Origin of the sequence: Nocardiopsis halophila DSM 44494 (genome assembly GCF_000341245.1) — a bacterium.
GTDB classification, from domain to species: Bacteria; Actinomycetota; Actinomycetes; order Streptosporangiales; family Streptosporangiaceae; genus Nocardiopsis_A; species Nocardiopsis_A halophila.
Genome location: NZ_ANAD01000252.1, coordinates 20,341 through 45,227, shown reverse-complemented (window position 1 = coordinate 45,227; position 24,887 = coordinate 20,341). Strand labels below are relative to the sequence as shown.

Here is a 24,887-nt window from a genome sequence, read left to right as displayed (position 1 = left end):
CGACGCCGCCCTGGCCGCGGTCGCCGACCGCCTGGACGAGGTGTCCTACGTGCTCGGCGACGCCGCCACCGAGCTGGCCTCCTACGCCGAGTCCGTGGAGGCGGACCCGGCGCGGCTGGCCGAGGTCCAGGAGCGGCGGGCGCTGCTGGGGCAGCTGTGCCGCAAGTACGGCGAGACCTCCGACGACGTGCTGGCCTGGGCGCGCGACGCGGCCAAGCGCCTGGAGGAGCTGGACGGCGACGACGACCGGCTGGAGGAGCTGCGCGCCGAGGAGTCCGAGCTGGCGGAGCGGATGGAGGAGCTGGCCTCCGAGCTGACCCGGCTGCGCACCGAGGCCGCCGACCGGTTCGCGGTGGCGGTCACCGAGGAGCTGACGGCGCTGGCGATGCCGCACGCCCGCGTGGAGGTGCGGGTGGAGCCCGGCGAGGAGTTCGGGCCGAACGGGCGCGACGAGGTGGAGCTGCTGATGGCCCCGCACCCGGGGTCGCCGGCGCTTCCGCTGAACAAGGGGGCCTCGGGGGGTGAGCTGTCCCGGGTGATGCTGGCCATCGAGGTGGTGTTCGCGGGGGCGGACCCGGTGCCCACCTTCGTCTTCGACGAGGTCGACGCGGGCGTGGGCGGCAAGGCGGCGGTGGAGATCGGCCGGCGTCTGGCCCGGCTGGCCCGGGGGGCCCAGGTCATCGTGGTGACCCACCTGCCGCAGGTGGCGGCGTTCGCCGACAACCACCTGGTGGTCCGCAAGTCCAGCGAGGGCACGGTCACCGAGAGCGGGGTGAGCCGGCTGGACGCCGCGGCCCGGGCCCGGGAGCTGTCCCGGATGCTGGCGGGCATGGAGGACTCCGAACTCGGCCGCGCCCACGCCGAGGAGCTCCTGGCCATGGCGGAGAAGGCCCGCACCGAGGCCTGAGTCCGGCACTCCGGCGGCCTGTGCGGGCCGGTTCCGGCCATCGGGGGGCGGGCCGCCCCGCCTGGCAGGGTGATCACGTGGTGAACACGCCGTGTACCCGACCGTTATAACGATCATCCGGCTCCGCGTGGCAGTATGCGACCAATGAAGGTCCCGACGGCGCTCGGCGCCCGATTCTCGCGGTTCCGTCGTCCCAAGGTCGACGGCTCTTCCGGTGTGACCGCCCCCGTCAGGGCGGACCGCAGGACCAAGAACCTGACCAAGCGCCTCCGCCACGGCGACATCGCCGTGATCGACCACACCGACCTGGACCGGGTCAGCGCCGAGGCGCTGGTGGAGTGCGGGGTCTCGGCGGTGCTCAACGTGGCCACCGGTATCAGCGGCCGCTACCCCAACCTCGGCCCGCAGATGATCGTCGAGGCCGGCGTCCCGCTGGTCGACGACGTCGACCCCGAGGTCTTCGCGCGGGTGCGCGAGGGCGAGGTGCTGCACCTGGAGGGCGGGCGGCTGACCCGCGGCGGCGAGCTCGTCGCCGAAGGCGTCGAACAGGACGCCGACTCGGTCGCCGCGGCCATGGACGAGGCCCGGGCCGGGTTGTCCGTGCAGCTCGAGGCGTTCGCCGCGAACACCATGGAGTACCTCAAACGCGAGCGCGAGCTGCTCTTCGACGGGGTGGGCGTGCCCCGCATCTCCACCTCCATCGAGGGCCGGCACGTGCTCATCGTCGTGCGCGGCTACCACTACCGGGAGGACATCGCCGCCCTGCGGTCCTACATCCGCGAGTACCGCCCGGTGATGATCGGCGTGGACGGGGGCGCCGACGCGCTGATGGAGGCCGGGTACCGGCCGGACGTCATCGTCGGCGACTTCGACTCGGTCTCGGACCGGGTCCTGGCCTGCGGGGCCGAGCTGGTGGTGCACGCCTACCGGGACGGGCGCGCCCCCGGGCTCAAGCGGCTGACCGACCTCGGCCACGAGGCCGTGGTCTTCCCGGCCACGGGCACCAGCGAGGACGTGGCGATGATGCTCGCCGACGACTCCGGCGCCGAGCTCATCGTCGCCGTCGGCACCCACGCCACCCTGGAGGAGTTCCTCGACAAGGGCCGCGCCGGCATGGCCAGCACGTTCCTGACCCGGCTGCGGGTCGGCGGCAAGCTGGTCGACGCCAAGGGCGTGAGCCGCCTGTACCGCAGCCGCATCTCCCCCTGGTCGCTGCTGGCGCTGGTGGCCGCCTCTCTGCTCACCATCCTGGTCGCGGCCTGGAGCTCCCCTGTGGGCCAGTTGTTCCTGGCCAACGCGGGGGCGCGCTGGGACGCCTTCTTCTACTGGCTGACGGGGCTGTTCTCGTGATCGACTTCCGGTACCACCTGGTGTCCATCGTCGCCGTCTTCCTCGCCCTCACCGTCGGGCTGGTGCTGGGCACCACGATGCTGCAGGACCCGCTGCTCAACACCCTCGAGTCCGAGACCTCCGAACTGCGCGAGCAGAGCGAGACCCTGCGCGCGGAGAAGGAGCGGGCCGAGGCGCTCAACGACGGCGGCGACGCGATGGCCGGCGTCTACGCCGACGACATGCTGGGCGGCCGCCTGGAGGGCCTGGGGGTGGTCGTGGTGTCGGCGCCCGGCGCCGACGAGGAGGTCCGCGACGGGCTGGAGGCCCGCGTGGAGCAGGCGGGCGGCACCGTCGAGGGGCGCCTGGCGCTGACCGACAAGTACATCGACCCCGACCAGGCCACCTTCGTCGGGGAGCTCGCCGACCAGCTGGCCGAGGACGCCGACGGCTCCGCGGGCTCCGGCGGGCCCTACGAGCGGGCCGCCGTGCGGCTGGCCGAGGCGGTCGGGGCCGGGGACGGCTCCGAAGGCGAGGACGGCGAGGACGGCGAGGACGGCGAAGGGGACGCGGGCATCGACGGGGAGGCGGTGCTGGCCGGGTTCGCCGAGGCGGGCCTGCTGGCCGTGGAGGGAGAGCCCGCCGAGGCCGCCGACGCGGCGCTGGTGCTGGCCCCCGCCGCCCCGTTCCCCGACGGCGCCCCCTCCACCCCGGAGGGGGAGGCGTCCGAGCCGCCCGGCAACGACGCCGTGCTGCCCCTGGCCGAGGCGGTGGCAGAGGACGCCCCGGCGCTGCTGGCCGGCGGCGCCTCGGCCGCCGGGCCGGGCGGCCTGGTCGCCCGCGCCCGAGAGGACGGGGCGCCGGTCGCCACCGCGGACGCGGTCGGGCGCGCGGTCGGCGATGTGGCGGCGGTGCTGGCACTGGCCGAGGCGGTCGGGGACGGCCCCGGCCACTACGGCGTGGGGCCCGAGGCCGACGGGTTCCTGCCCGACCCGCCGCCCCCGGCGCGCGAGGACGGCGAGGCGTCCGAGCGGGGCGGCACCTCCACCGAGCGCCGCACCCCGCAGGCCGGGTAGGGGCCGGTGCGCCGCACCGGCACCGGACCACGCAGCGAACAGGAGCGAAAGCGAGCCCCCATGCCCCTCTTCTCCACCACGGCACGCCCCCTGCGCCGCCTCGCCGGTGCCGCCGTCGCCGCGGGGGTGTCGGCCGCGGCCGCCCGCGCCGCCTACGCGCTGCCCGGGCGCGCCCCCGCGCGCTCGCCGGGAGGGGACCTGTTCCGGCTGCCCGAGCACGTCGGCGACGTGTGGACCCGCACCAACTTCCGCGGCGAGCCGGTCACCCTGGTCGAGGGGCCCGCCGCCGCGGCGGGGGCCTGCGCGGGGGTGCTGGCCGCCCCCGGGCTGGGCGGGGCCGAGCGCGCCGCCGCGGTGGCCGCCGCCGCGGGCGCGGCCGCCTTCGGCTGCTATGACGACCTGTCCGGCGGCGGCGAGGCCCGCGGGTTCCGCGGCCACCTGGGCGCCCTGGCCCGGGGCCGGGTCACCACCGGGGCCGTCAAGATCGCCGGGATCGGCGCGACCGGGCTGGCGGCCGCGGCCCTGCTCGGGCGCGGCCGGGCCGACCTGCTGCTCGACGGCGCGCTCATCGCCGGCACGGCCAACCTGGTCAACCTGCTCGACCTGCGCCCCGGGCGGGCGGGCAAGGCGGTGCTGGCCGCCGGGGCGCTCCACCTGGCCGGGCCCGCCGCCCCGGCGGCCGGCGCGCTGTGCGGGGCGACCGCCGCCCTGCTCCCGGAGGACCTGGGGGAGCGGGCGATGCTCGGCGACGCCGGGGCCAACGCGCTGGGGGCGCTGCTGGGCACGGTGGCCGCGGCGGGCCTGCCGCGGTCGGGCCGGATCGCGCTGCTGGCCGGGACGGCGGCGCTGACCGCCGCCAGCGAGGTCGTCAGCTTCACCCGGGTCATCGACGCCACCCCGCCGCTGCGCCGCATCGACCGCTGGGGACGCCGTCCGGCCGCGCGCGCTCCTGCCGACGCCGCCGCCGACGGGGAGTGAGCGGTGCGCCTGCGCCGCCTCGGTGCGGGGGTCGCCGGGGCCGCCGCGCTGATCGCCGCGGTGACCGCGCTGGCCCGCCTGGCCGGCTTCGGGCGCACCGTGGTGTTCTCCCAGACGGTGGGGGACACCTGCGTGGGCACCGCCTACGTCACCGCCAACCAGCTGCCCACGGTCCTGTTCGAGGTCGCGATCGGCGGCGCGCTGGCCGGGATGGTGGTCCCGGTGCTGGCCTCGGCGGCGGCCCGGGGCGACCGCAGGCACGTGGCCGAGACCGCCTCGGCGCTGGTGACCTGGGTGGTGCTGGCGGCGGTGCCGCTGAGCGCCCTGCTGGCGGCGGCCGCGGTCCCCGCGATGGCGGCGATGCTGGGCCCCCTGCCCGGCTGCGACCGGGGCGCGGTGCTGGCCCTGGCGGCGCGCTTCCTGGCGGTGTTCGCGCCCCAGGTGCTGTTCTACGGCCTGGCCGCGGTGCTGTACGGCGTGCTGCAGGCGCACCGGGCCTTCCTGGCCCCGGCCCTGGCCCCGTTGGTCTCCAGCCTGGTGGTGATGGCCGCCTACACGGCCTTCGTCCTGCCGGCCGGGCCCGACCGGGGCGACCCGGCGCGCCTTCCGGTCCCCGCCGAGCTGGTGCTCTCGGTCGGCACCACGCTCGGGGTGGCGGCGATGTTCCTGACCGTCGTGGTCCCGGTGGCGCGGCTGCGCCTGGGGCTGCGGCCGCGGCTGCGGTTCCCGCCCGGGGTGGGGCGCAGGGTGCGGTCGCTGGCGGCGGCCGCGCTGCTCCCGCTGGTGGCGATGCAGCTGAGCCTGCTGCTGTCGGTGGCGCTGGCCAACTGGGGCGGGGGCGCGGGGCGGGCGGTCCTGTACAACTACGCCTGGGCGCTGTTCACCCTGCCCTACGGGGTGGTGGCGGTGCCCATCGCGACCAGCGCCTTCACCGCGCTGTCGGTGCGCCACGGCGAGCGCGACACGGCGGGTTTCGCCTCGGTCCTCTCGGCCGGGGTGCGGGCCGTGGTGGTGCTCACCGGCGGCCTGGCCACGGCGCTCGCGGCGGCCGCCGGGCCGGTGGCCGAGCTCTTCGCCCGCCAGGACCCGCTCGCGCTGGAGCGCGCGCTGCCCGCCTACGCCCTGGGCATCGTCGGCTTCGGCCTGGTGGCGCTGCTGAGCCGGGCGCTGTACGCCTCGGGGCACGGGCGCCGCGCCGCGCTGGCGCAGATCGCCGGGTGGGCGGTGGTGATGGCGGCGGGCGCCGGGCTGGTGGCGGTCCTGCCGTCGGCGTGGACGGTGGCCGCGCTGGGCGCGGGGACCGCCGCGGGCCTGACCCTGGCGGCGGTGCTGCTGGCGGCCGGGGTGCGGGCGGCGCACGGCCCCGGGGCGCTGGCCGGGGCCGTGCGCTCGCTGCTGGCCGCGGCGCTGGGCGCGGGCTGCGGCTTCGCCGCCGGGTGGCATCTGGCGGGCCTGCTGGACGACGCGGGCGCCGGCCCCCTGGCGGCGCTGGCGGCGGTGGCCGCCTCGGGCGGGGCGGCGCTGGCGGTTTACGGCGCGGTGGCGGGCGCGGTGGACGTGCGCTCGGTGCGCGCGGCGCTGGGGCGGTTGAGGGCGATGGCGGCGAGGAAGGGGGAGCAGGATGCGGATCGCACTGGTCCTGGGCACCAGTAGCGGCGGCGTGGGCGGCCACGTGCGTTCGGTGGCGCGGCTGATGGCCGGGCGCGGGCACCGGGTGGCGGTGCTGGGCCCGGCCGAGGTGGGGGAGCGGTTCGCGTTCGAGCGCGCCGGCGCCCGCTTCGCGCCGGTGGAGATCGGCGCCGGCCCGCGCCCGCTGCACGACGCGGCGGCCGCCGCCCGGCTGTCCGGGCTGCTCGCGGGGGCGGGCGTGGTGCACGCCCACGGGGTGCGGGCGGGGGCGATGTGCGTGGCCGCGGGCGCCCGCCCGCTGGCGGTGACCGTGCACAACGCGCCCCCGCGGCTGTCGGGGCCCCGGTCGCTGGCCTATCCGGCGCTGGAGCGGGTGGTGGCGCTGGGTGCCGACGCGGTGCTGGGGGTCTCCGGCGACCTGGTGGAGCGGATGCGCGCGCTGGGGGCGCGGCGCACCGGGCGCGCGGTGGTGGCCGCGCCGCCGATGCCCCCGCCCGCGCGCACCCGGGAGCGGGTGCGCGCGGACCTCGGCCTGTCGGGCGACCGTCCGCTGCTGCTGGTGGTGGCCCGCCTGGCCGAGCAGAAGGGGCTTGCGGTGCTGCTGGACGCGCTGCCCGGTGTCGCCGCGGGCGGGGCGGACCCGCTGGTGGCGGTGGCGGGGGAGGGGCCGCTCCGCCCCTCGCTGGAGCGCCGCATCGCCGCCGAGGGCCTGCCCGTGCGCCTGCTGGGCCACAGCGGCGACGTGGCGGGCCTGCTCGCCGCGGCGGACGCGTTCGTGCTGCCCAGCTGGTGGGAGGGGCCCTCGCTGGTGGTGATGGAGGCGCTGCGCGCCGGGCTGCCGGTGGTGGCGACCCGGGTGGGCGGGATCGCCGACCTGTACGAGGACTGCGCGCTGCTGGTGCCGCCGGGGGACCCCGCCGCGCTCGCGGCGGCGGTGCGGCGGGTGCTGGAGGAGCCGGGCCTGTCCGCGCGCCTGGCCTGCGCGGCCCGCGCCGCCGCGGCGGGGCTGCCGACCGAGGAGGACGCCGCCGACCAGCTGGAGGGGGTCTATGCCGGGCTGGCGCGGAGGTGACGCATTCGACGCGACATTCGCCGGCACCGTGTTCCCGGAGGCCGCTTTTGATGGCATGATGAGGAGTGGATCCGCGGAGGCGCGGGGTTTCGTCCTGCGTTCCTCCTCGTGGTCCGTCGTGAGGGGAGTATCCCTGTCCGACGGCGGTGTCGTCATCACGGTCCGTAAAGGCGCGGGCCCGGTGCCGCCGGTCCCGGAGTCGAGTCGGCCCATCGGCCGTGCCACCGGGGCGGGAGAGACCTCCGGTTGGCAGGCGTGCCCGAACTGACCAGGGCCGCTCGACCGGAGGAGAGATCTTCAGCATGGACGTCCCCACCTGGGTGTGGTTCGCCACCATCGGCGCGATGGTCGCCATCCTCGCCGTCGACCTGGCCATCGTCGACCACCCGTGGAGCAAGAAGAGCGGCCCCAAGGAGTTCGGCGTCAAGCAGGCCGCCTGGTGGGCGGCCTTCTACATGGCCGTCGCGGTGCTCTTCGGCCTCGGTGTCTGGTACTTCGGCGGGGGGACCGCCGCGGGCGAGTACTTCGCCGGCTTCCTCACCGAGAAGAGCCTGAGCGTCGACAACCTCTTCGTCTTCTACCTGATCATCGGCGCGTTCTCGGTGCCCAAGAAGTACCAGCACGAGGTGCTGCTGGTGGGGATCGTCATCGCGCTGGTCATGCGCGGCGTCTTCATCGCCGTGGGCGCCCAGGCGATCAACGCCTGGAGCGAGGTGTTCTACCTCTTCGGTGCGTTCCTCATCTACACCGCGGTCAAGATCGTCCGCGACCACATGAAGGGCGACGAGGAGGACAAGGACTACACCGACAGCTTCGCCGTGCGCATGGTCCGCAAGGTGTGGCCGGTGGCCGACGACTACCACGGCGCCAAGCTCACCGTGCGCCTGGACGGCCGCCGCCACGTCACCCCGATGCTCATGGTGATCGTCGCGATCGGCGTCACCGACCTGGTCTTCGCGGTCGACTCCATCCCCGCGATCTTCGGCCTGACCCAGGACGCCTACATCGTCTTCACCGCCAACGCCTTCGCGCTGCTGGGCCTGCGCCAGCTCTACTTCCTGCTGGCGGGGCTGATGGACCGGCTGGTCTACATCAGCTGGGGGCTGTCGATCATCATGGCCTTCATCGGCGTCAAGATGGTCCTGCACGCCCTGCACGAGAACGGGGTGCACGTGCCCGACATCGGCATCGCCACCTCGCTGACCGTCATCATCGGCGTGATGACCGTCACCGTCGTGGCCAGCCTGCTCAAGTCCCGCGGCGCGACGGCCGCGGTCGCCTCCGGCGGGCAGGACTCCGAGGACGCGAAGGCCGACCGGAACGGCTGAACCTCGAACGGATGTTCGTCTATAGTTNTGGGGGGCCCCCGCCGGTCCCGGCGGGCGCCGCGTCGCGTCCAGGGCCTGGAAGAATCCCCGCCCGTGACGCGTTGACCAGGAAGGCCGCGGCCCACGCGGGGCGCTCGCGCGAACGGCACCCGTACGTCACCGCCCCCCTCTAGGCTTGAGGGCCGCAGCCTTCGACGTCCCAGCGCGCCTCGGGCGCGCCCGTGCCGATCAGGCGGATGGAGCGACATGGCCGACCAGCTGGTGATCCGGGGAGCCCGCGAGCACAACCTCAAGGACGTCTCGCTGGACCTGCCCCGGGACGCGATGATCGTGTTCACCGGGCTGTCCGGATCGGGCAAGTCCTCGCTGGCCTTCGACACGATCTTCGCCGAGGGCCAGCGGCGCTACGTGGAGTCGCTGTCGGCCTACGCGCGCCAGTTCCTCGGGCAGATGGACAAGCCCGACGTCGACTTCATCGAGGGCCTGTCCCCGGCGGTCTCGATCGACCAGAAGTCCACCAGCCGCAACCCGCGCTCCACGGTGGGCACCATCACCGAGGTCTACGACTACCTGCGCCTGCTGTGGTCGCGCATCGGCGTGCCGCACTGCCCCGAGTGCGGCCGGGCGATCGCCCGGCAGACCCCCCAGCAGATCGTCGACCGGGTCCTGGAGCTGCCCGAGGGCACCCGCTTCCAGGTGCTGGCGCCGCTGGTGCGCGGGCGCAAGGGCGAGTACGCCGAGCTCTTCAAGGACCTGCAGACCAAGGGCTACACCCGGGCCGTGGTCGACGGCGCGCCGGTGCGCCTGGACGAGGCGCCGGCGCTGAAGAAGACCGAGAAGCACGACATCGCGGTGGTGGTGGACCGCCTCACCGTCAAGGGGTCGGCCAAGAAGCGGCTGACCGACTCGGTGGAGACCGCGCTGAAGCTGGCCGGGGGCACCATCGTGCTCGACTTCGTCGACGCCGAGCAGGGCTCGGCCGACCGGGAGAAGGTCTTCTCCGAGCACCTGTACTGCCCCTACGACGACCTGTCGTTCGAGGAGCTGGAGCCGCGCTCGTTCTCCTTCAACTCCCCCTACGGCGCCTGCCCCGAGTGCGCGGGCCTGGGCACCCGCATGGAGGTCGACCCCGAGCTGGTCGTGCCCGACCCGGAGCGGACCCTCGCCGAGGGCGCCATCGGCCCCTGGTCGGGCGGGCACGCCGCCGAGTACTTCGGCCGCCTGATGCAGGCGGTCGCCGACGCCATGGGCTTCGACCTGGACACCCCCTGGGAGCGGCTGCCGCGCAAGGCGCGCAAGGCCCTGCTGGAGGGGCACGACACCCAGGTGCACGTGCGCTACCGCAACCGCTACGGGCGCACCCGCTCCTACTACACCTCCTATGAGGGCGTGATCCCCTGGATCAAGCGCCGCCACTCCGAGAGCGAGAGCGACTTCAGCCGCGAGCGGCTGGAGGGCTACATGCGCACGGTGCCCTGCCCCGCCTGCGAGGGCAAGAGGCTCAAGCCGGTGGTGCTGGCGGTCAAGGTCGGCGGCGCCTCCATCTCCGAGGTGGCCGCGCTGCCGCTGGACGAGGCCGCGGAGTTCCTGCGGAGCCTGGAGCTGAGCGAGCGCGACCAGGTGATCGCCGCCCAGGTGCTCAAGGAGATCAGCGCCCGCCTGGGCTTCCTGCTCGACGTGGGCCTGGACTACCTGAGCCTGGAGCGCTCGGCCGGGTCGCTGTCGGGCGGGGAGGCCCAGCGCATCCGGCTGGCCACCCAGATCGGGTCGGGCCTGGTGGGGGTGCTGTACGTGCTGGACGAGCCCTCCATCGGGCTGCACCAGCGGGACAACTTCCGCCTGCTGGAGACCCTGCGGCGGCTGCGCGACATCGGCAACACCCTGATCGTCGTCGAGCACGACGAGGACACCATCCGGGCCTCGGACTGGGTGGTCGACATCGGCCCCGGCGCCGGCGAGCACGGCGGCTCGGTGGTGGTCTCGGGCACCGTCAAGGAGCTGCTGGACAGCACCGACTCGGCCACCGGCGACTATCTGGCCGGGCGCCGGCGCATCGAGGTGCCGCAGGTGCGCCGCCCCCGGGGCAGGGCCGAGCTGGTGGTGCGCGGCGCCCGGGAGAACAACCTCAAGGGCATCGACGTCGCCTTCCCGCTGGGCGTGTTCACCGCGGTGACCGGGGTGTCCGGGTCGGGCAAGTCTACCCTGGTCAACGAGATCCTGTACAAGGTGCTGGCCAAGGAGCTGCAGGGCGCCCGCTCGGTGCCCGGGCGGCACGTGCGGGTCAACGGCCTCAACCAGGTCGACAAGGTCGTGCACGTCGACCAGAGCCCCATCGGGCGCACCCCGCGCTCCAACCCGGCCACCTACACCGGGGTGTGGGACCACGTCCGCAAGCTCTTCGCCCAGACCACCGAGGCCAAGGTGCGCGGCTACCAGCCGGGCCGGTTCTCCTTCAACGTCAAGGGCGGGCGGTGCGAGGCCTGCTCCGGCGACGGCACGCTCAAGATCGAGATGCAGTTCCTGCCGGACGTGTACGTGCCCTGCGAGGTGTGCCACGGGGCGCGCTTCAACCGGGAGACCCTGGACGTGCACTACAAGGGCAAGAGCATCGCCGAGGTCCTGGACATGACCATCGAGGACGCGCTGGACTTCTTCGAGCCCATCACGGCGATCCGGCGGCACATGCAGACCCTGAACGACGTGGGGCTGGGGTACGTGCGGCTGGGCCAGCCGGCGACCACCCTGTCCGGGGGCGAGGCCCAGCGCGTCAAGCTCGCCACCGAGCTGCAGCGCCGCTCGACCGGGAGCACGGTCTACGTCCTGGACGAGCCCACCACCGGGCTGCACTTCGAGGACATCCGCAAGCTGCTGGGGGTGCTGGACCGGCTGGCCGACGCGGGCAACACGGTGATCGTGATCGAGCACAACCTGGACGTGATCAAGACCGCCGACCACATCATCGACATGGGCCCCGAGGGCGGCTCGGGCGGCGGCACCGTGGTGGCCGAGGGCACCCCCGAGGAGGTCGCCCGGGTCGAGGGCTCCTACACCGGCCGGTTCCTCGCCGAGATCATGTGAGGCGGCGCAGCGCCAGCTCGGCATAGAGGCGTGCACCGTCGGACAGCACGCCCTCGTCGAAGCGCGCCCCCGCTGAGTGGTTCGGGGCGGCGGTGGCGGGGTCGCGGCCGGCGGGGCAGGCGCCGAGCGAGAGGTAGGCGCCGGGGACCTCGTCGAGCACGTGGGCGAAGTCCTCGGAGGCGGGCAGCGGGCGCGGAAGCCGGGCGTAGCGCTCCTCGCCGAACACCTCGCGCACGGTCGCGGCCGCGAAGGCGGTCTCCTGCGGGTCGTTCCGGGTGACCGGGTACCCCCGGTCGGTGCCGGCCTCGACCTCCACCCCGTGGGCGGAGGCGATGCCGCGGGCCGTGCGCTCGATCGCCTCGCACATCCGGCCGCGGGCCTGGGCGGAGTAGGAGCGCAGGGACAGCGTCACCTCGGCCCGCGCCGGGACGGCGTTGTCCGCCTCGCCCGCGTGGACACCGGTCACGGTCGCCACCACCGGGTCGAAGGGGTCGACGGCCGCGTCGACGGCGGTGTGCACCGCGTTCGCGGCGGCGCAGGCGGCGTGGACGGGGGAGCGGGCGGTGTGCGGCATCGCGCTGTGGCCGCCGGCGCCGGTGAAGGCCAGGCGCATGGTGTCCGAGGCGCCGAGGACCACCCCGGGCCGGGACACGAACAGCCCGCTCGGCAGCATCGACGCCACGACGTGCAGGGCGTAGGCGGCGACCGGCCGCTCGCCCGCGGCCTCCAGCACCCCCTCGCGGACCATCAGCTCCGCGCCGCCGGCGCCCTCCTCCCCGGGCTGGAACATGAAGACCACGGACCCGGCGGGGTCGGCCTCGCGGAGCAGGCGCGCCGCGCCGACGAGCATGGCCGTGTGCATGTCGTGACCGCAGGCGTGCATGGCGCCGGGGTGCTGCGAGACGAAGGGCCCCTCGCCCTCCTCGGTGATCGGCAGGGCGTCCATGTCGGCGCGCAGCAGCACGGCCGGTCCGGGCCGGGAGCCGCGCAGGACGGCGGTCACCGAGGAGAGCCCCTCGCCGGTGCGCAGTTCCAGGCCGGTGCCGTCGAGCGCGTCCAGGACCGCCTCCTGGGTGCGCGGGAGCCGCAGGCCCAGTTCCGGGATGCGGTGGAGCGTGCGGCGCAGGCGGACCAGGTCGCGGTGGAAGCGGGTGCCGGTGTGCATGGGATCCGTTTCGTTCGGGGGGTCATCGCGGGGGCCGTCCGGGGAGCAGGCCCATGGACATCGCCGCGGCCACGGCGGTCGTCCGGTCGTGCACGTCGAGTTTGCGGAAGATGCGGCGCCAATAGGTCTTGACCGTCGCCTCGCTCAGGGAGAGTGCGCGGGCGGCGCTGGAGTTGGTCAGGCCGTGGGCGGCAAGCCCCATCACTTCGAGTTCGCGGACGCTCATCCGGACGCCGGGTGCGGCGGCGGGGGCGGGGCGGCCGCGGATGAGGCCCGCGCCGGCGGTGGCGGCGACCGCCACCGCGAGCTCGACCTCCTCCGCCGTCGCGCACCAGGGGATCGTCCCGGCGGCGCCCTCGGCGGCCGGGGCGCCCGCCCGTCCGGGGTCCTCGCCGACCAGCAGCACCGACGCCGATTCACGTGAAATGTCACGCACGTGACCGATCAATGACACGGTCGTGTTCCCCTGCACCGGCAGGATGACGACGTCCGGAAGGATCCTCTGGACCGATTCGAGTATTCTCGGCGCCAGGTACGCGATTCTCACGGTTTCCATCTTTTCGCTGACGGAGAGCGCGGAGACCAGTCCGTAGCATCCGATCGACCCGTCATCGGCGACGACCACCCGGGGAGCGCGCCGCCCCGCGATCCTTTCCGGGCCGGAACGTGTCGATGTCATCTTCATTCTCCTGGGGAGAGTTATGGCTGCACCTGCCGGAACACGGTCGGGGCCGGATCCGTACGGCCCCGCGGGGGCGACTCAAGGAAACCGGCTCCGGGGCGCCGGCGGCCAGTTCCGCCCGGCGGCAGCCTTATCGCGCCGGAGAGACCGCCGGGCCCACGGAAAGGCCGGGTGAGATGGGCGGCGAAGGGGGCGGAGCGGAATCGGACTTCGGGGCGCTGCTCCTGGGGCACCGGCGTGCGGCGGGGATGTCGCAGAAGCGGCTGGCCCGGGCCTCGGGGATGAGCGTGCGCGCGCTCCGGGAGCTGGAGCACGGGCGGGCGCGTGCGGCCCAGCGCCGGTCGGCGGAGGTCCTGGCCGAGGCGCTGGGGCTGCAGGGCGGTGAGCGGGACCGGTTCCTGATCGCCGCGGAGCTCGGCCGCCGCCGCGGCTCCCGGGACGCCGGGCCCCTGGAGACCTGCGGCCTGCCTCCCCGCGTCCCCCGCCTGGTCGGCCGCCACCGCGAACTGGACCGCCTGCGCGCCGAGGCCGCCTCCGGCGGCGCGGTGGTCGTGTCCGGCCCGCCCGGGGTGGGCAAGACCGCCCTGGCGGTCGCGGCCGCGCACGCGTTGGCCGGGGAGTTCCCCGACGGCGCCTTCGCGGTGGACCTGCGGGGCATGGACGAGCGGCCGGTCGCCGCGCGGGCGGCGCTGGAGCGGCTGCTGCGCGCGCTCGGCGTGCCGGGCGTGCGCGTCCCCGGGAGCGAGGCCGAGCGTTCGAGCCTGCTGCGCGCGCTGCTGCGGGAGCGCCGGGTGCTGCTCCTGCTGGACAACGCGGCACAGGAGGCACAGGTGCGCCCCCTGCTGGGGGCGGGCCCCAGGTGCCTGACCCTGGTGACGTGCCGCGGGGCGCTGGCCGGGCTGGAGCAGGTGCGGTGGATGCGCCTGGACCCCCTGGAGGGAGGGTCGGCGGTGGGCCTGCTGGCCGCGATCGCCGGCGCCGACCGGGTCGCGGCCGAGCCGGGGCGCGCCGAGGAGCTGGCGGCCCTGTGCGAGGGCCTGCCGCTGGCCGTGCGGATCGCCGGCAACCGGCTGGCCACGCGGCCGGACTGGTCGCTGGGCCACCTGGTGGACCTGCTCCGCGACGAGCGCACCCGGCTGCGGTCGCTGTCGGCCGGGGACCTGCAGGTGCGGCCGGCCTTCGCGATGTCCTACCGGCGCCTGGACCCGGCCGCCCGGCGGGTGTTCCGGCGGCTGGCCGCGGTCCCCGGGGCGGACTTCGGCGCCGAGCTGGCGGCGGTGGCGACCGGGGCGCCCCCCGAGCGGGTCCGCGGCCACCTGGACGCACTCGCCGACGCCGGGCTGCTCCAGCCCGCGGCGCCGCCCGGACGGTTCCAGTTCCACGACCTCATCCGGATCTTCGCGGCGGACCGCCTGGAGGCCGAGGAGCCCGGGCCGGAGCGGGAGCGGCTGCGCGAGGGCCTGGTCGCCCACACGCTGGCCGCGGCGACCGCCGCCGCCCGGCTGTTCTTCCCCGACGTGCACCACAGCGGCCCGTTCGCCTCGCGGACCGAGGCCGCCGACTGGCTCGACCGCGAGGCCGCGAACTGGCTGGCCGCGCACCGCACCGCCGCTCGGCTGGGCCGCCACCGCGAGGTCCTCGACCTGGCCAGGGCGATGCACTGGTACTCCGACGGCCGGCTGCACGAGCGGCCCTGGGACGAGGTCTTCCGGGCGGGGGCCGAGGCGGCGCGGGCGCTGGGGGACCGGAAGGAGGAGGCCGCGCTGCTCAACTTCCTGGGCTGGGCCCAGTACCGGTGCCTGGACGAGAACGAGGCCGGGCTGGCCACGCACACCGCGGCGCTGGAGATCGCCCGCGAGGTCGGCGACCGGCGCGAGCAGGCCTGGGCGCTGGCCTACATGGGGATGGAGCTGCAGCGGCTGGGCCGGATCACCGAGGCGCTGCGGACCGCCCGGCGGGCCTGCGCCCTGGCCGCCGAGTTCGGGTTCCTGGACGTGGGCATGTCGGCGCAGCACGCGCTGGGCCGGGTCCTGGCGGGCCTGGGGTGCTACCGGGAGGCGCTGCGGGTCCACGGCGGCCTGCTCGAACAGGTGCGGCGGAGCCGCCCGAACGAGGAGGCGCAGCGGCTGATGAGGGGGGTGACACTGGAGCACGTCGGCGACTGCCTCGCGGGTCTGAAGGACTGGCGCGCGGCGGGCGAGGCCTACCGTGAGGCCGGTGCGCTCCAGGTCGCCGGCGGCCTGCGGCACACCGGGCCCCGCCTGGCGGTGCTGGAGGCGGCGGCCCGGCGCAGGGCCGGCGAGTACGCGCGGGCCCGGTCCCTGCTGGAGGCGGCGGTCGCGGCGTCGGAGGGGCCGCTGGACCGGGCCCGGCGCCAGGAGGCCCTGGCGGAACTGGCCCGCCTGCCCCGGGAGGGGTGAGCGGGGGCGGGGCGGCCGGGGACCCCGCCCGCCCCTGGGGGCCGTCCGGGGGACGGTGCCTCCTAGCTGCAGCAGCAGGAGATCACGCTGCTGCTGCAGCCGGCCACCACCGGCTCGAAGTAGACGGCCTCTTCGCCGTAGGTGTCGACCTCGATCTCGGGCACCTCGGTCAGCAGTTCGGGCATTGCCTTCCTCCTGTTCTTCGCCGGTCCGGATGTGCGGTCAGGAACAGCAGCAGCAGCACACCAGGCTGCTGCTGCAGCAGCCCGCCACCACCGGCTCGAAATAGTCGTACTCTTCGCCGTAGGTGTCCACTTCGATCTCGGGCACCTCGGTCAGCAGTTCGGGCATTGCCTTCCTCCTCATTCTCCTTGAGAACGCCACCGCCGCCGCGCGCGACCGGCGGCGGAAATCAACGTAGCCGGGCGCCCCCGGCGCGGCGAGTCGCCCGAAAGGATGACGCCGGAGAAGGGATCCGAGCCTTGCCCGCGCACCACCGGCTTGAGAAAGTCATGCGGACGCCGGATACCGAATAAATGGTGGTCATGAGAAGAGTGCACATATGAGCGCGCCGAGGACAAGGGTCTTTCTCATGGACGGGCGGGATTCCGTCCGAAGGGGGATGGCCGAGGCGGTCGCCGCCGCACCGGAGCTCGCCCCCGTCGACGCGGCCGCAGAGGCCGACCTCATCGTCCGGGACGTGTGCGGCTACGGGGAGAGCGCCCCCGGGCCGGGCCGTCCCGGCGTCCCGCTGGTCGTGCTGTCGGTGGCCGCCGCCGACCGGGCGCCGACGGGCTCGTTCGCCGCGGAGGCCGCCGCCCGGGAGGCCGCCGCCGTCGCCGGGGCCGACCGCTGGTGCGTGCTGCGGTGCGCGGCCTTCGGCGAGGAGCTCGCCTGGAACACCCGCTACACGGCCGAGGGCAGCCTGCTGACGGCGTGGCGGCCCGGCGGCGCCCCGTGGGTGGCCGCGGCCGACGTGGTCGCCCTGGTCGCCCGGCTGGCGTCCGAGCCGGAGCGCTGGAACGCCGCCTACGACGTCACCGGCCCCGAACGGGTGCCGATGGACCGGGCCTGCGACCTGCTCCACGACCTGCACGGCCGCCCGCTGCACTACGTGCACCTGGAGCCCGAGGCCCTGGCCTCGGGCATGGAGCAGGCGGGGTTCGACCCCGCCTTCGCCGCCCGGCGCGCCGACTACATGGCCTGGACGACCTCGGGCCCGTGCCGCGAGGTGTCCCCCGTGCTGGCCGACGCGCTCGGCCGCCCCGCGACCCCGCTGTCCGACTACCTCGTGCGATCCGCGCGGTCCGGTCTCACCGCCGCCCGCTAGACCCCAGGAGAGAAGCCTGCGCATGACCAGTACCGGAACCAGAAGCTGGCTGGTGAACACCGAGGCCCGGGTGCTGGCCCACGGCCCGGACATCCTGATCCGGCGCGGCGGGCTGGTGTCCCGCTGCACCGGTGCGGGCATCCGCGAATTCGTCGCCGAGCTGCTCGACAAGGCGGTCGAGGGCCGGGTGGTGCTCGACGCCGCCGAGGCCGGCGAGGCCCGGACGGCCCGCTTCGAGGCGCTGATGGCGCGGCTCGTGGCCGGGGGCCTGTTCATCGAGTCCGGCGCCGGCGACGGGGAGGCGGACGACGCCGACCCGGTCGCGGTGGGCCTGTGGCAGCGCGGCGGCGGCGCGGTGGAGCGCGCGGACGTCCAGGCGCGCCTGCGGACCCGGCCGGTCCGCGTGGTGGGCTCCTGCGGCCTGGCCGAGGACCTGCGCGCCGCGCTGGCCGGCGCCGGGCTGCAGATCGCGGCCGACGGCGCCCCGGCCGCGACCGCGGTGGTGGTGGGCGCCCACGAGGAGGACCCGGTCCTGACCGAGTGGAACGCCGCACGCCTGGAGGAGGCGGCGCCGGACCCGTGGCTGGCCGTGGTGTCCTTCAGCGGCGGGCAGGCCGTGGTCGGCCCCTGGGTGGTGCCGGGGGAGTCGGCGTGCTACGAGTGCTTCCTGCTGCGCCGGGCCTCGGTCTTCGGCGTGCACGAGGTGTCCTCGGCGCTGGCCGGGGCCGAGCCGGTGGGGCCGGTGTTCGACGGCTCAGCGCGCCACCCGGGGATGCGGCTGATCCAGACCGGGGCGGTCGTGGACCGGATCACCGAGCGCGTCGGCCTGCAGGACCGGTCGGGGCAGGCCGTGCCCGGCGGGGTGACGACGATCTCGCTGCGGCACGACGAGATCGGCATGGAGCACCACCGGGTGCTCCGGGTCCCCCGGTGCCCGCGGTGCTCGCCCTCCGCCGGCATCGGCTACCCGCAGGTCTGGTACGCGAAGGGGGCCGCGGAATGAGCACCGCCCTGGGCGCGCCCGCACCGGCGGGCAGCGTCGCCTGGACCCCGGCCGCCGAGGCCGAGCGGGTGATGTCGGTCTTCGTATCGCCGGTGGCGGGGATCGTGCGCCGGGTCTTCGAGCGCACCCGCGACACCGATGACCTGTACGCCTACTCGGTGGGCAGCGAGGCGTGCGACACCCGGATCGTGCTGGGCACCGCGTGCAACCAGGTGAACGGGGGCGGCGGCCCCTCCCGGCAGGGGGCCTGGCTCGCGGCCGTCGGCGAGACCGTGGAGCGCTACAGCGGCGCGTGGGTCCCGTTCGACCTGCTGGAGTACGGGACCCGGGGCGAACTGGCGGGGCGCGGCCTGGAGTGCCTGTCCCCCGACGACTACACGCCCTTCGCCGACTGGCAGTACGACCGGCCGGACGCGGACCACGTCCGCTTCACCGAGCAGACCTGGATCCCGTGGGTGCAGAGCCGCAGGCTGGGCGACGGCGCCCTGGTGTGGATCCCCGCCCAGCCGGTGTACCTGCGCGCCGACCTGATGGACGTGAACCCGGTCGCCTACGCGACCAGCAACGGGCTGGCCTACGGCAGCACCGAGGACGAGGCGCTGGTGGGCGCCCTGCTGGAGCTGGTCGAACGCGACGCCGTCATGCTCGCCTGGTACAAGGCGCTGTCGATGCCGCTGATCGACCCCCCTCCGATCCCGGTGTCGCCGCCTACCTGGACCGGCACGTGGCCCCCACGGGCTGCCGGGCCTCGCTGGTCGACCTGAGCGTGTTCACCGGCGTGTCCACCGTGCTCGCCGTGGTGCGCAACGACGTGCCCGGCGCGGTCCCGCTGGGGCTGGGCGCCGCCGCCGACGCCTCGCCCGCGCGGGCCGCGACCAAGGCGGTCGCCGAGGCGGTCAGCACCCGGTCGTGGGCGGTCGCCAAGCGGCGCGCCGGCATCCGCGTCGACCCGGACTCGGACTTCGACGAGACCGTGCGGACCTTCGACGACCACATCGCCCTGTACGCCGGCGGGGAGCTGACCGGGCAGACCCGGTTCCTGGACGCCTCGGCCGAGCGCTCGTCCCTGGGGGACATGCCGCGGCTCCCCTCGGACGGCCCGGGGGAGCTGCGCGACGCGCTGGTCTCCCTGCTGGCCCGCGCCGGGATCGACCTGTACGCGGTCGACCTGACCAGCCCGGACGTGCGCGAGGCCGGCGGGCGCGTGGTCAGGGTGTTCTCACCGCAGCTGCGCGCCCTCGACGCCGGGTACCGCCGGCGCCTCCTGGGCGGCGAGCGCCTGCACGCCCGGCCCGCCGAGCTCGGGCTCGTGGAGCCCGGGGCGCAGGACTACGTCAACCCCGACCCCCACCCGTTCCCGTGACCGTTCCGGTGTAAGGAGCCGAGATGACCGAGGTCGACACCTCCAACCTCGTCGACGTCGTCTACCAGTCGGAGGTTCCCGGTACGGGGGACCCCGCGGAGGACTACTTCGAGGCGTCCAAGATCCACCCCTCCAGCGTCCCCTGGGACATGCCCGGTGTGCTGCGGCTGGAGCGGTCGGAGCGGATGCGCGAGCTGACCACGCGCTCCACCCGCCGGTACGAGGGCAGGCCGGCCGTCCCGCTGCCCGAGCCGGCGCCGGCGGCCGCTCCGCTGGAGTCGGTGCTGGCCGCGCGGCGCAGCGCCGAGGCGTTCGGCGACGGCGCTCTCGGCGAGGACGTGCTGGCGAGCCTGCTGGTGCGCTCCTACGGGATCACCGGGGCGATGGGCGGGCACACGCTGCGGCCGGCCCCCTCGGGCGGCGCCCTCTACCCGCTGGACCTGTACGTGGTCCCGCACCGGGTCGGCTCGCTGCGCGCGCAGGGGAGGTACCACTTCGACCCGTTCGGGCCCGTGCTCACCGACGTGGGCGACTGCGACCCACAGGCCCTGCGCACGGGGCTGAACGCGGGCAACCTCTCCGGTGAGCCCGCCCTCACCGTGGTGGTCTCCGCCGTGTTCTGGCGTTCGCGGTTCAAGTACGGGCAGCGCGCCCTGCGGTTCGTCCTGATGGAGGCGGGGCACGTGGTGCAGAACCTCCTGCTGCTCGCCGAGGCGCACGGGCTGGCCGCCCGGCCGGTCGGGGGCTTCTTCGACGGTCCGCTGACCGCGGCGATGCCCGACCACAACGGCGTGGACGACGCCCCGGTCTACGCGGTGCTGATCGGGCCCGCGGCCGCATGACGGGGGCCGCATGACGGGGATCGTCCTGGCGGCGCTCCACCTGGCCCTGCCCTGGGCGCTGCGCCTGGCCGGCTCGGGCCGGGCGCGGGCCGACGCGGTCTATCCGGCCGCCACCATCGTGCTCGGCCTGGCGGTGCTGCCGGCGGTGCCGTCCGCGGGGCCGGCCCCGGTCCCGCCCGGACCGGGGTGGGTCCTCGTCGCGGTGGCGGCCGCGTCGGCGGCGGCCGGCGCGGGGATCCNGCGGCCGGCCGCCCCAGACGGTTCGTCCGGAGCCCCGGGCGACCGGTGCGCACGGTCCTGTGCGCCGCCGCCGAGGAGGCGCTGTGGCGGCTCGCTGCCCTGGGCGGCCTCGTGCAGGCCGGGGTGCCCGCGGCTCCGGCCGCCGCGCTGTCCCTGGTCGGCTTCGCCCTGCTGCACGTCCCGCGGAACGGGTGGAGGGTGCTGCCCTACCAGCTCGTGTTCGGCGCCGTCCTGACGGTGCTGGCGCTCGCGGGCGGGCTGCTCGCCGCCGTGCTGTGCCACGGCGTGCACAACCTCGTCATGGGCGCGACCGCCCGCCGGCCGCGCCCCCCGGCCCCCGGGGGCCCGGCCGCCCCGGCCGGCCTGCCGCCCAGCCGGTCCTGGGGCGGCTGAGGCCGCCCGCGGGGGCCGGTGTCCTCCGCGGTGTCCTCCGAAGGGGCGACTGGGCGGCCCATGGCGCCGTGCGGTTCGATCGGGGCATGGCCGACACGATCATCGCATCCGCCCGGGCCGTGGCCGAGGTGGCCCGGGACCATGCGCGGCAGGGGGAGCAGGCCGGCCTGCTCGCCGCCCCGGTACGGGAAGCGCTGGCCGGGACCGGGCTGCTGCGGATGGGCAAGCCGGGCCGGCTGGGCGGCCCGGAGGTCGACCCGGTCACCGCCGCCGAGGCGGTCATGGCGGTCGCGGAGGGGGACGCGAGCGCGGCGTGGTACCCGGCCACCTCCTCGACCCACGCGATCTACGCCCACTACCTGCCGGACGCGGGGGCCCAGGAGGTCTTCGACGGCACGGCGCCGGTGGCGTGCGCCTCGATGCCGGGCGGCTCCGGGCACTTCACCGGCGACGGCGGGCTCCGGGTGGAGGGCGGGCGCTGGCCGTGGGCCTCGGCCGCCCCGCACGCGGACTGGACCGGCGTGGCCATGCTCGTCGACGGGCGGTCCGTCGTCGCGTTCCTCCCGGCGGAGGACATCGTCGTCGAGGGCGGCTGGGACGCCCTGGGGCTGCGTGCGACCGCCTCGGGCGACATCTCCGTCCGGCCGGGCGCCCTCGTCCCCGCGCGGCGCCTGGCGGACATGACCGTCCCCGCGCCGCGGCACCGGACGCCGCTCGCGCTGTTCCCCCTGACCGCGTACGTGTCCTTCGCCTATGCCGCCGTCGCCCTGGGCAACGCCGCCGGGGCCGTCGCCGACCTGCTGGACCGGGCCACGGGCGGCACCCTGGCGGAGTCGCCCCTGGCGCACATCGAGCTCGCCCGGGCCGAGGCCCGGCTCGCCGCCGCCCGGGCGTTCCTGCTGGAGGCGCTGGACGACATGTGGCGCACGGCGCAGCAGGGCGCGACGGCGGGCACCCGGGCCCGGGCGCGCGGACGGCTGGCGATGAGCCACGCGGCGGCGGAGGCGGCGGCGGTCGCCGACGCGGTCCACGCCCTGGGCGGGGGCGCGGCCGTCCGCGCGTCGGACCCGCTGCAGCGGCGGCTGCGCGACGCCCACACCGTCACCCAGCACGTGCAGGTGACCTCCCGCGTCTACCCCCTCTACGGGCGGCTCCGCTTCGGCGCCGGCCTCGACGTCTCCGCGCTCCGCCACGCCACCTGACCCGTAGGCTGGGGGCGTGGAGACTGCACAGAGGGAGTGGCCGCTGTTCGGGCGGCGGGTGGTCGCCCGGATCGTCGACCTGGCCGTGGCGACCGGCATCAACCTGGCGGTGAGCGCGGGGCTGGACCCGGTCCTGCCCGGCGGGGCCGGTGTCGCGTCGCCGTCGCTGCTGTCGGGGATCGTGCTGGCGGTGGCGGCGTTCGCGGTCTACACCGGGTACGAGGTGGTGCTGACCGGGATGTACGGCGCCACACCCGGCAAGCTGCTGCTGAAGGTCCGCCTGGACCCCGAGCCGCCCGCCCCCAAGGCGGTGCTGATCCGCTCGACGGTGCTGTTCGGGTACCTGCTGGTGTACTTCGTCCCGCTGGTGAACCTGATCGCGCTCATGGTGTCCATCTACGCGCCGTTCTCGGCTCTGGTGGACCGGCCGGGGCACCGGGGGCTGCACGACCGGCTCGCGGGGACGGGCGTGGTGCCGCGGCTCGGTAAAGTCGGGCCATGAGCTACCCGCAGGCGCATCCGGTGTCGTCGGCCCCTGAGCGCCTTCCGCTCGCCTCGTGGGGCCCGCGGGCCCTGGGGCGCCTGGTCGACACGGTGGTGGTGGCCCTCCCGGCGTTCCTGGTGGCGGCGCTGCTGGGGCTGATGATGACCGGGATGCTGGCCCTGGCCGGCGGGCGGGACCTGTCGTCCAGCTTCGGGATCCTGACCTCGGTGGCGGCCTTCCTGACGGGGGCGGCCTACGAGGCGGTGTGCATCACCCGGTGGCGGATGACGCTGGGCATGCGCCTGGCGGGGCTCCGGGTGGGCCCGCTGGCGGGGGCGGGGTACCCCGGCCCGCTGCCGGTGATGGCCTCGGCCGCCCGCGGCGCCCTGCTGTGGGGGCCGGTGATCTTCGCCTTCTCCGCCCCGGCCATGGGGGCCCTGGCCCTGCTGGGCGCGGTGCTGTTCGGCCTGTGGCCGCTGTGGGACCGCCCCAACCGCCAGGGCCTGCACGACAAGGTGGCGGGCACCGTGGTCCTGACCGTCCGCTGACGAGCGGGGGATGTCACGGCACCCCCGTGAGGGGCGTAGAGTGCCTCCCGGTGGTACTACACCGCGTAGTAGAAGGCGCGGTGGTGCGGAAAGGAGCCGTGCATGGGCGCGGGGGGAACGTGCTGCGGGATGACGCGGCGCAGGATGCTCGGGACCGCAGGGGCGGCCGGGGCGGCNGGGGGGGGAGGAGCCGGAGCCGCAGGACGCGCTGGTCGGGACCGTGGTGGCGCAGACCGGTGAGGTGCCCGAGGGCGGCGGCACCGTGATCGTGCGGGGCAAGCTGGTGCTCACCCAGCCCGAGAAGGGCGACTACCGGGCCTTCAGCGCCGTGTGCACGCACGCCGGCTGCACCGTCCAGGAGGTGGAGGAGAACATCCACTGCCTGTGCCACGGCAGCGAGTTCGACATCGCCACGGGCGAGCCGGTGGCGGGCCCGGCCACCGAGCCGCTGGAGCGGTTCGACGTCACGGTGGACGGCACCGACATCACCCTGGACGGCCCGCAGGACGCCTGACGGGCAGGTCCCGGCGGGCGGCTACTCGCCGCCGTCGCCGTCCCCGCCGTCGCCGCTGCGCGCCTGCTGCTGGTCGGCCAGGGACCCGTCGGGCGCCTGGGCCGACCGGCCCCGGGCGGGCACCGCGGCGAAGGCGGCGCCCCGGGCCCCGTTCGCGGGCTCCCGGCCGGCGCGCGCCGAGCGGCCGAAGGCCTCCTCGTCCATCGCGATGAACTCGGTGCGGCGGCGCGGCAGCGCCTCGGGGTAGTTCTCGGCGATGAAGGCGATCAGGTGCTCGCGCAGATCGCAGGACAGGTCCCAGCGGGCGTCGGAGTCGGCGGTGGTCACCACCGCGCGCAGCTCGACCACGCCTTCCAGCACGTCGGTGGCCTGCACCGACCAGCGGCGCCCGTCCCACAGCGGGTGGGAGGAGACGTAGGCGCCCACCTCGCGGCGGACCTCCTCGATCGGCACCTCCCAGTCCACCCGCAGCATCACCCAGCCGGTGATCTCGGTGCCCTCCTTGGTCCAGTTCTCGAAGGGCTTGGTGGTGAAGTCCGAGACCGGCACCACCAGGCGCCGCTCGTCCCAGGTGCGCACCGTGACGTGGGTGAGGCTGATCTCCTCCACCCGGCCCCATTCGCCCTCGAAGACCACGATGTCGTTGATCCGCAGCGCGTCGCCGAAGGTCAGCTGCAGCCCGGCGAAAAGGTTGCCCAGCGTCGACTGGGCCGCCACACCGGCCACGATGCCGATCAGGCCCGCCGAGGTGAGCAGCCCGGCGCCCAGCGGCCGCACCGAGTCGAAGGTGAACAGCACCGCGGCGGTGGCCAGCACCACGATGATGCCGGTCACCATCCGCCGGGTCAGCCGCACCTGGGTGCGCAGCCGGCGCGCCCGCCGGTCGGCGTCGTCGTTGCTGTCGGCCAGCCGCGCCAGCACCGCGTCGGTGACCGCGTAGGCCGCCGAGGTCGCCAGCCAGGTGATGCCGATGATCATGGCGATCGCCAGGGCGTGGGTGATCGGACCGTACAGCGACCGGTCCTCCATCTCCGCCACGCTCGGCAGCGAGAGGTTCACGCCGATCGCCGCCGCCGCGACGTAGGCCGAGTAGCGGCACCGCCTGACCAGGTACCCGGCCAGGCTCCACACCTTGGCGAGCTGGTGGGTCAGCAGCCAGTGCACGACCGCCACCAGGCCCATCGAGACCAGCACCGACACCGCGATGCCCGTCCACTGCATGAGGTCCACGGCTCGTCAGTCCTCCCTATCCGGGGTCGTGCCCAACCTAGGGCATCCGGATGCTGAATCGTGACGTTTAGGGC

At 75.5% G+C, this 24,887-nt stretch carries 21 protein-coding genes and 2 pseudogenes; 18 read left to right on the top strand and 5 right to left on the bottom strand.

All coding sequences use genetic code 11. The features are described 5' to 3' along the window. The 8 genes from D450_RS0127085 to uvrA form a co-directional block, all read left to right on the top strand. Positions 1-907 (top strand): DNA repair protein RecN (locus tag D450_RS0127085; protein ID WP_017541759.1); only part of this gene is annotated, 907 nt, incomplete at its 5' end. Between the two features lie 144 nt (positions 908-1,051). Further along, positions 1,052-2,257, top strand: a complete 1,206-nt coding sequence (gene steA, locus D450_RS0127080) for a putative cytokinetic ring protein SteA (RefSeq protein ID WP_017541758.1) — start codon at positions 1,052-1,054, stop codon at positions 2,255-2,257. Next, a complete protein-coding gene (locus D450_RS0127075; protein ID WP_017541757.1) occupies positions 2,254-3,312 on the top strand; it encodes a copper transporter in 1,059 nt (352 codons plus the stop codon). Before steA ends, D450_RS0127075 begins: the two co-directional genes overlap by 4 nt. A gap of 60 nt (positions 3,313-3,372) precedes the next feature. Then, entirely contained in the window at positions 3,373-4,290 is a 918-nt protein-coding gene (locus D450_RS0127070; RefSeq protein ID WP_017541756.1) for a hypothetical protein, read from the top strand. Positions 4,291-4,293: 3 nt separating this feature from the next. Further along, a complete protein-coding gene (murJ, locus tag D450_RS0127065) occupies positions 4,294-5,943 on the top strand; it encodes a murein biosynthesis integral membrane protein MurJ (protein ID WP_017541755.1) in 1,650 nt (549 codons plus the stop codon). Continuing rightward, positions 5,912-6,991: a glycosyltransferase family 4 protein gene (locus D450_RS0127060; protein WP_017541754.1), complete on the top strand. Its 1,080-nt coding sequence runs from the start codon at positions 5,912-5,914 to the stop codon at positions 6,989-6,991. Before murJ ends, D450_RS0127060 begins: the two co-directional genes overlap by 32 nt. Before the next feature lie 302 nt (positions 6,992-7,293). Next, a complete protein-coding gene (locus D450_RS0127055) occupies positions 7,294-8,319 on the top strand; it encodes a TerC family protein (protein WP_017541753.1) in 1,026 nt (341 codons plus the stop codon). Positions 8,320-8,565: 246 nt separating this feature from the next. Continuing rightward, positions 8,566-11,397, top strand: a complete 2,832-nt coding sequence (uvrA, locus tag D450_RS0127050) for an excinuclease ABC subunit UvrA (RefSeq protein ID WP_017541752.1) — start codon at positions 8,566-8,568, stop codon at positions 11,395-11,397. Here the strand turns inward: uvrA and D450_RS0127045 are convergent. Then, a complete protein-coding gene (locus tag D450_RS0127045; protein ID WP_017541751.1) occupies positions 11,390-12,562 on the bottom strand; it encodes a M20 metallopeptidase family protein in 1,173 nt (390 codons plus the stop codon). The genes uvrA and D450_RS0127045 overlap by 8 nt on opposite strands. A 22-nt stretch (positions 12,563-12,584) precedes the next feature. Further along, positions 12,585-13,109, bottom strand: a complete 525-nt coding sequence (locus D450_RS32035; RefSeq protein ID WP_161631164.1) for a helix-turn-helix transcriptional regulator — start codon at positions 13,107-13,109, stop codon at positions 12,585-12,587. A 311-nt stretch (positions 13,110-13,420) separates the two neighbouring features. Here D450_RS32035 and D450_RS0127035 point away from each other — a divergent pair, with 311 nt between their 5' ends. After that, complete coding sequence (locus D450_RS0127035; protein ID WP_017541749.1) at positions 13,421-15,664, top strand: ATP-binding protein; 2,244 nt, start codon at positions 13,421-13,423, stop codon at positions 15,662-15,664. 62 nt (positions 15,665-15,726) lie between these two features. Here D450_RS0127035 and D450_RS35335 read toward each other — a convergent pair whose 3' ends face one another. Both D450_RS35335 and D450_RS33915 read right to left on the bottom strand, forming a co-directional pair. After that, complete coding sequence (locus D450_RS35335; protein ID WP_017541748.1) at positions 15,727-15,849, bottom strand: hypothetical protein; 123 nt, start codon at positions 15,847-15,849, stop codon at positions 15,727-15,729. Positions 15,850-15,886: 37 nt separating this feature from the next. Further along, complete coding sequence (locus D450_RS33915; protein WP_162531541.1) at positions 15,887-16,030, bottom strand: hypothetical protein; 144 nt, start codon at positions 16,028-16,030, stop codon at positions 15,887-15,889. Positions 16,031-16,256: 226 nt separating this feature from the next. Here D450_RS33915 and D450_RS0127020 point away from each other — a divergent pair, with 226 nt between their 5' ends. The 9 genes and pseudogenes from D450_RS0127020 to D450_RS0126980 all read left to right on the top strand — a co-directional run bounded on the left by D450_RS0127020 (position 16,257) and on the right by D450_RS0126980 (position 23,583). Continuing rightward, positions 16,257-16,994: a hypothetical protein gene (locus D450_RS0127020; protein WP_241483292.1), complete on the top strand. Its 738-nt coding sequence runs from the start codon at positions 16,257-16,259 to the stop codon at positions 16,992-16,994. Positions 16,995-17,016: 22 nt separating this feature from the next. Further along, a complete protein-coding gene (locus tag D450_RS0127015; protein WP_017541745.1) occupies positions 17,017-17,997 on the top strand; it encodes a TOMM precursor leader peptide-binding protein in 981 nt (326 codons plus the stop codon). Continuing rightward, positions 17,994-19,360: pseudogene (locus D450_RS35690) on the top strand (YcaO-like family protein). Before D450_RS0127015 ends, D450_RS35690 begins: the two are co-directional and overlap by 4 nt. A 23-nt stretch (positions 19,361-19,383) precedes the next feature. Continuing rightward, positions 19,384-20,202, top strand: a complete 819-nt coding sequence (locus D450_RS0127005) for a SagB/ThcOx family dehydrogenase (RefSeq protein ID WP_017541744.1) — start codon at positions 19,384-19,386, stop codon at positions 20,200-20,202. A gap of 285 nt (positions 20,203-20,487) precedes the next feature. Continuing rightward, positions 20,488-20,835 (top strand): CPBP family glutamic-type intramembrane protease, encoded by a 348-nt coding sequence (locus D450_RS33805; RefSeq protein ID WP_017541743.1) that lies wholly within the window; start codon positions 20,488-20,490, stop codon positions 20,833-20,835. A gap of 86 nt (positions 20,836-20,921) precedes the next feature. Further along, a complete protein-coding gene (locus D450_RS0126995) occupies positions 20,922-22,037 on the top strand; it encodes an acyl-CoA dehydrogenase family protein (RefSeq protein WP_017541742.1) in 1,116 nt (371 codons plus the stop codon). 16 nt (positions 22,038-22,053) lie between these two features. Further along, positions 22,054-22,539 carry an RDD family protein gene (locus D450_RS0126990; RefSeq protein WP_241483291.1) on the top strand — a complete coding sequence of 162 codons (486 nt, stop codon included), beginning with the start codon at positions 22,054-22,056 and terminating at the stop codon, positions 22,537-22,539. Continuing rightward, on the top strand, positions 22,536-23,069 hold the full coding sequence (locus D450_RS0126985; protein WP_017541740.1) for an RDD family protein: 534 nt from the start codon (positions 22,536-22,538) through the stop codon (positions 23,067-23,069). The genes D450_RS0126990 and D450_RS0126985 overlap by 4 nt, the downstream gene beginning before the upstream one ends. Positions 23,070-23,198: 129 nt before the next feature. Beyond that, positions 23,199-23,583 (top strand): annotated as a pseudogene (locus D450_RS0126980) (Rieske (2Fe-2S) protein). A gap of 21 nt (positions 23,584-23,604) precedes the next feature. Here D450_RS0126980 and D450_RS0126975 read toward each other — a convergent pair. Further along, complete coding sequence (locus D450_RS0126975; RefSeq protein WP_017541738.1) at positions 23,605-24,813, bottom strand: mechanosensitive ion channel family protein; 1,209 nt, start codon at positions 24,811-24,813, stop codon at positions 23,605-23,607. Positions 24,814-24,887 lie beyond the last annotated feature (74 nt).

Bases quoted from the DNA above. Each gene is read 5' to 3' on its own strand.
- D450_RS0127015 (WP_017541745.1), top strand. From the start codon at position 17,017: ATGACCAGTACCGGAACCAGAAGCTGGCTGGTGAACACCGAGGCCCGG.
- D450_RS0126985 (WP_017541740.1), top strand. From the start codon at position 22,536: ATGAGCTACCCGCAGGCGCATCCGGTGTCGTCGGCCCCTGAGCGCCTT.
- D450_RS0127060 (WP_017541754.1), top strand. From the start codon at position 5,912: ATGCGGATCGCACTGGTCCTGGGCACCAGTAGCGGCGGCGTGGGCGGC.
- D450_RS0126995 (WP_017541742.1), top strand. From the start codon at position 20,922: ATGGCCGACACGATCATCGCATCCGCCCGGGCCGTGGCCGAGGTGGCC.
- D450_RS0127055 (WP_017541753.1), top strand. From the start codon at position 7,294: ATGGACGTCCCCACCTGGGTGTGGTTCGCCACCATCGGCGCGATGGTC.
- D450_RS0127045 (WP_017541751.1), bottom strand. From the start codon at position 12,562: ATGCACACCGGCACCCGCTTCCACCGCGACCTGGTCCGCCTGCGCCGC.
- steA (WP_017541758.1), top strand. From the start codon at position 1,052: ATGAAGGTCCCGACGGCGCTCGGCGCCCGATTCTCGCGGTTCCGTCGT.
- D450_RS0127005 (WP_017541744.1), top strand. From the start codon at position 19,384: ATGACCGAGGTCGACACCTCCAACCTCGTCGACGTCGTCTACCAGTCG.
- D450_RS35335 (WP_017541748.1), bottom strand. From the start codon at position 15,849: ATGCCCGAACTGCTGACCGAGGTGCCCGAGATCGAGGTCGACACCTAC.
- D450_RS33915 (WP_162531541.1), bottom strand. From the start codon at position 16,030: ATGAGGAGGAAGGCAATGCCCGAACTGCTGACCGAGGTGCCCGAGATC.
- D450_RS0127035 (WP_017541749.1), top strand. From the start codon at position 13,421: ATGGGCGGCGAAGGGGGCGGAGCGGAATCGGACTTCGGGGCGCTGCTC.
- D450_RS0127020 (WP_241483292.1), top strand. From the start codon at position 16,257: ATGGACGGGCGGGATTCCGTCCGAAGGGGGATGGCCGAGGCGGTCGCC.
- D450_RS0127070 (WP_017541756.1), top strand. From the start codon at position 3,373: ATGCCCCTCTTCTCCACCACGGCACGCCCCCTGCGCCGCCTCGCCGGT.
- uvrA (WP_017541752.1), top strand. From the start codon at position 8,566: ATGGCCGACCAGCTGGTGATCCGGGGAGCCCGCGAGCACAACCTCAAG.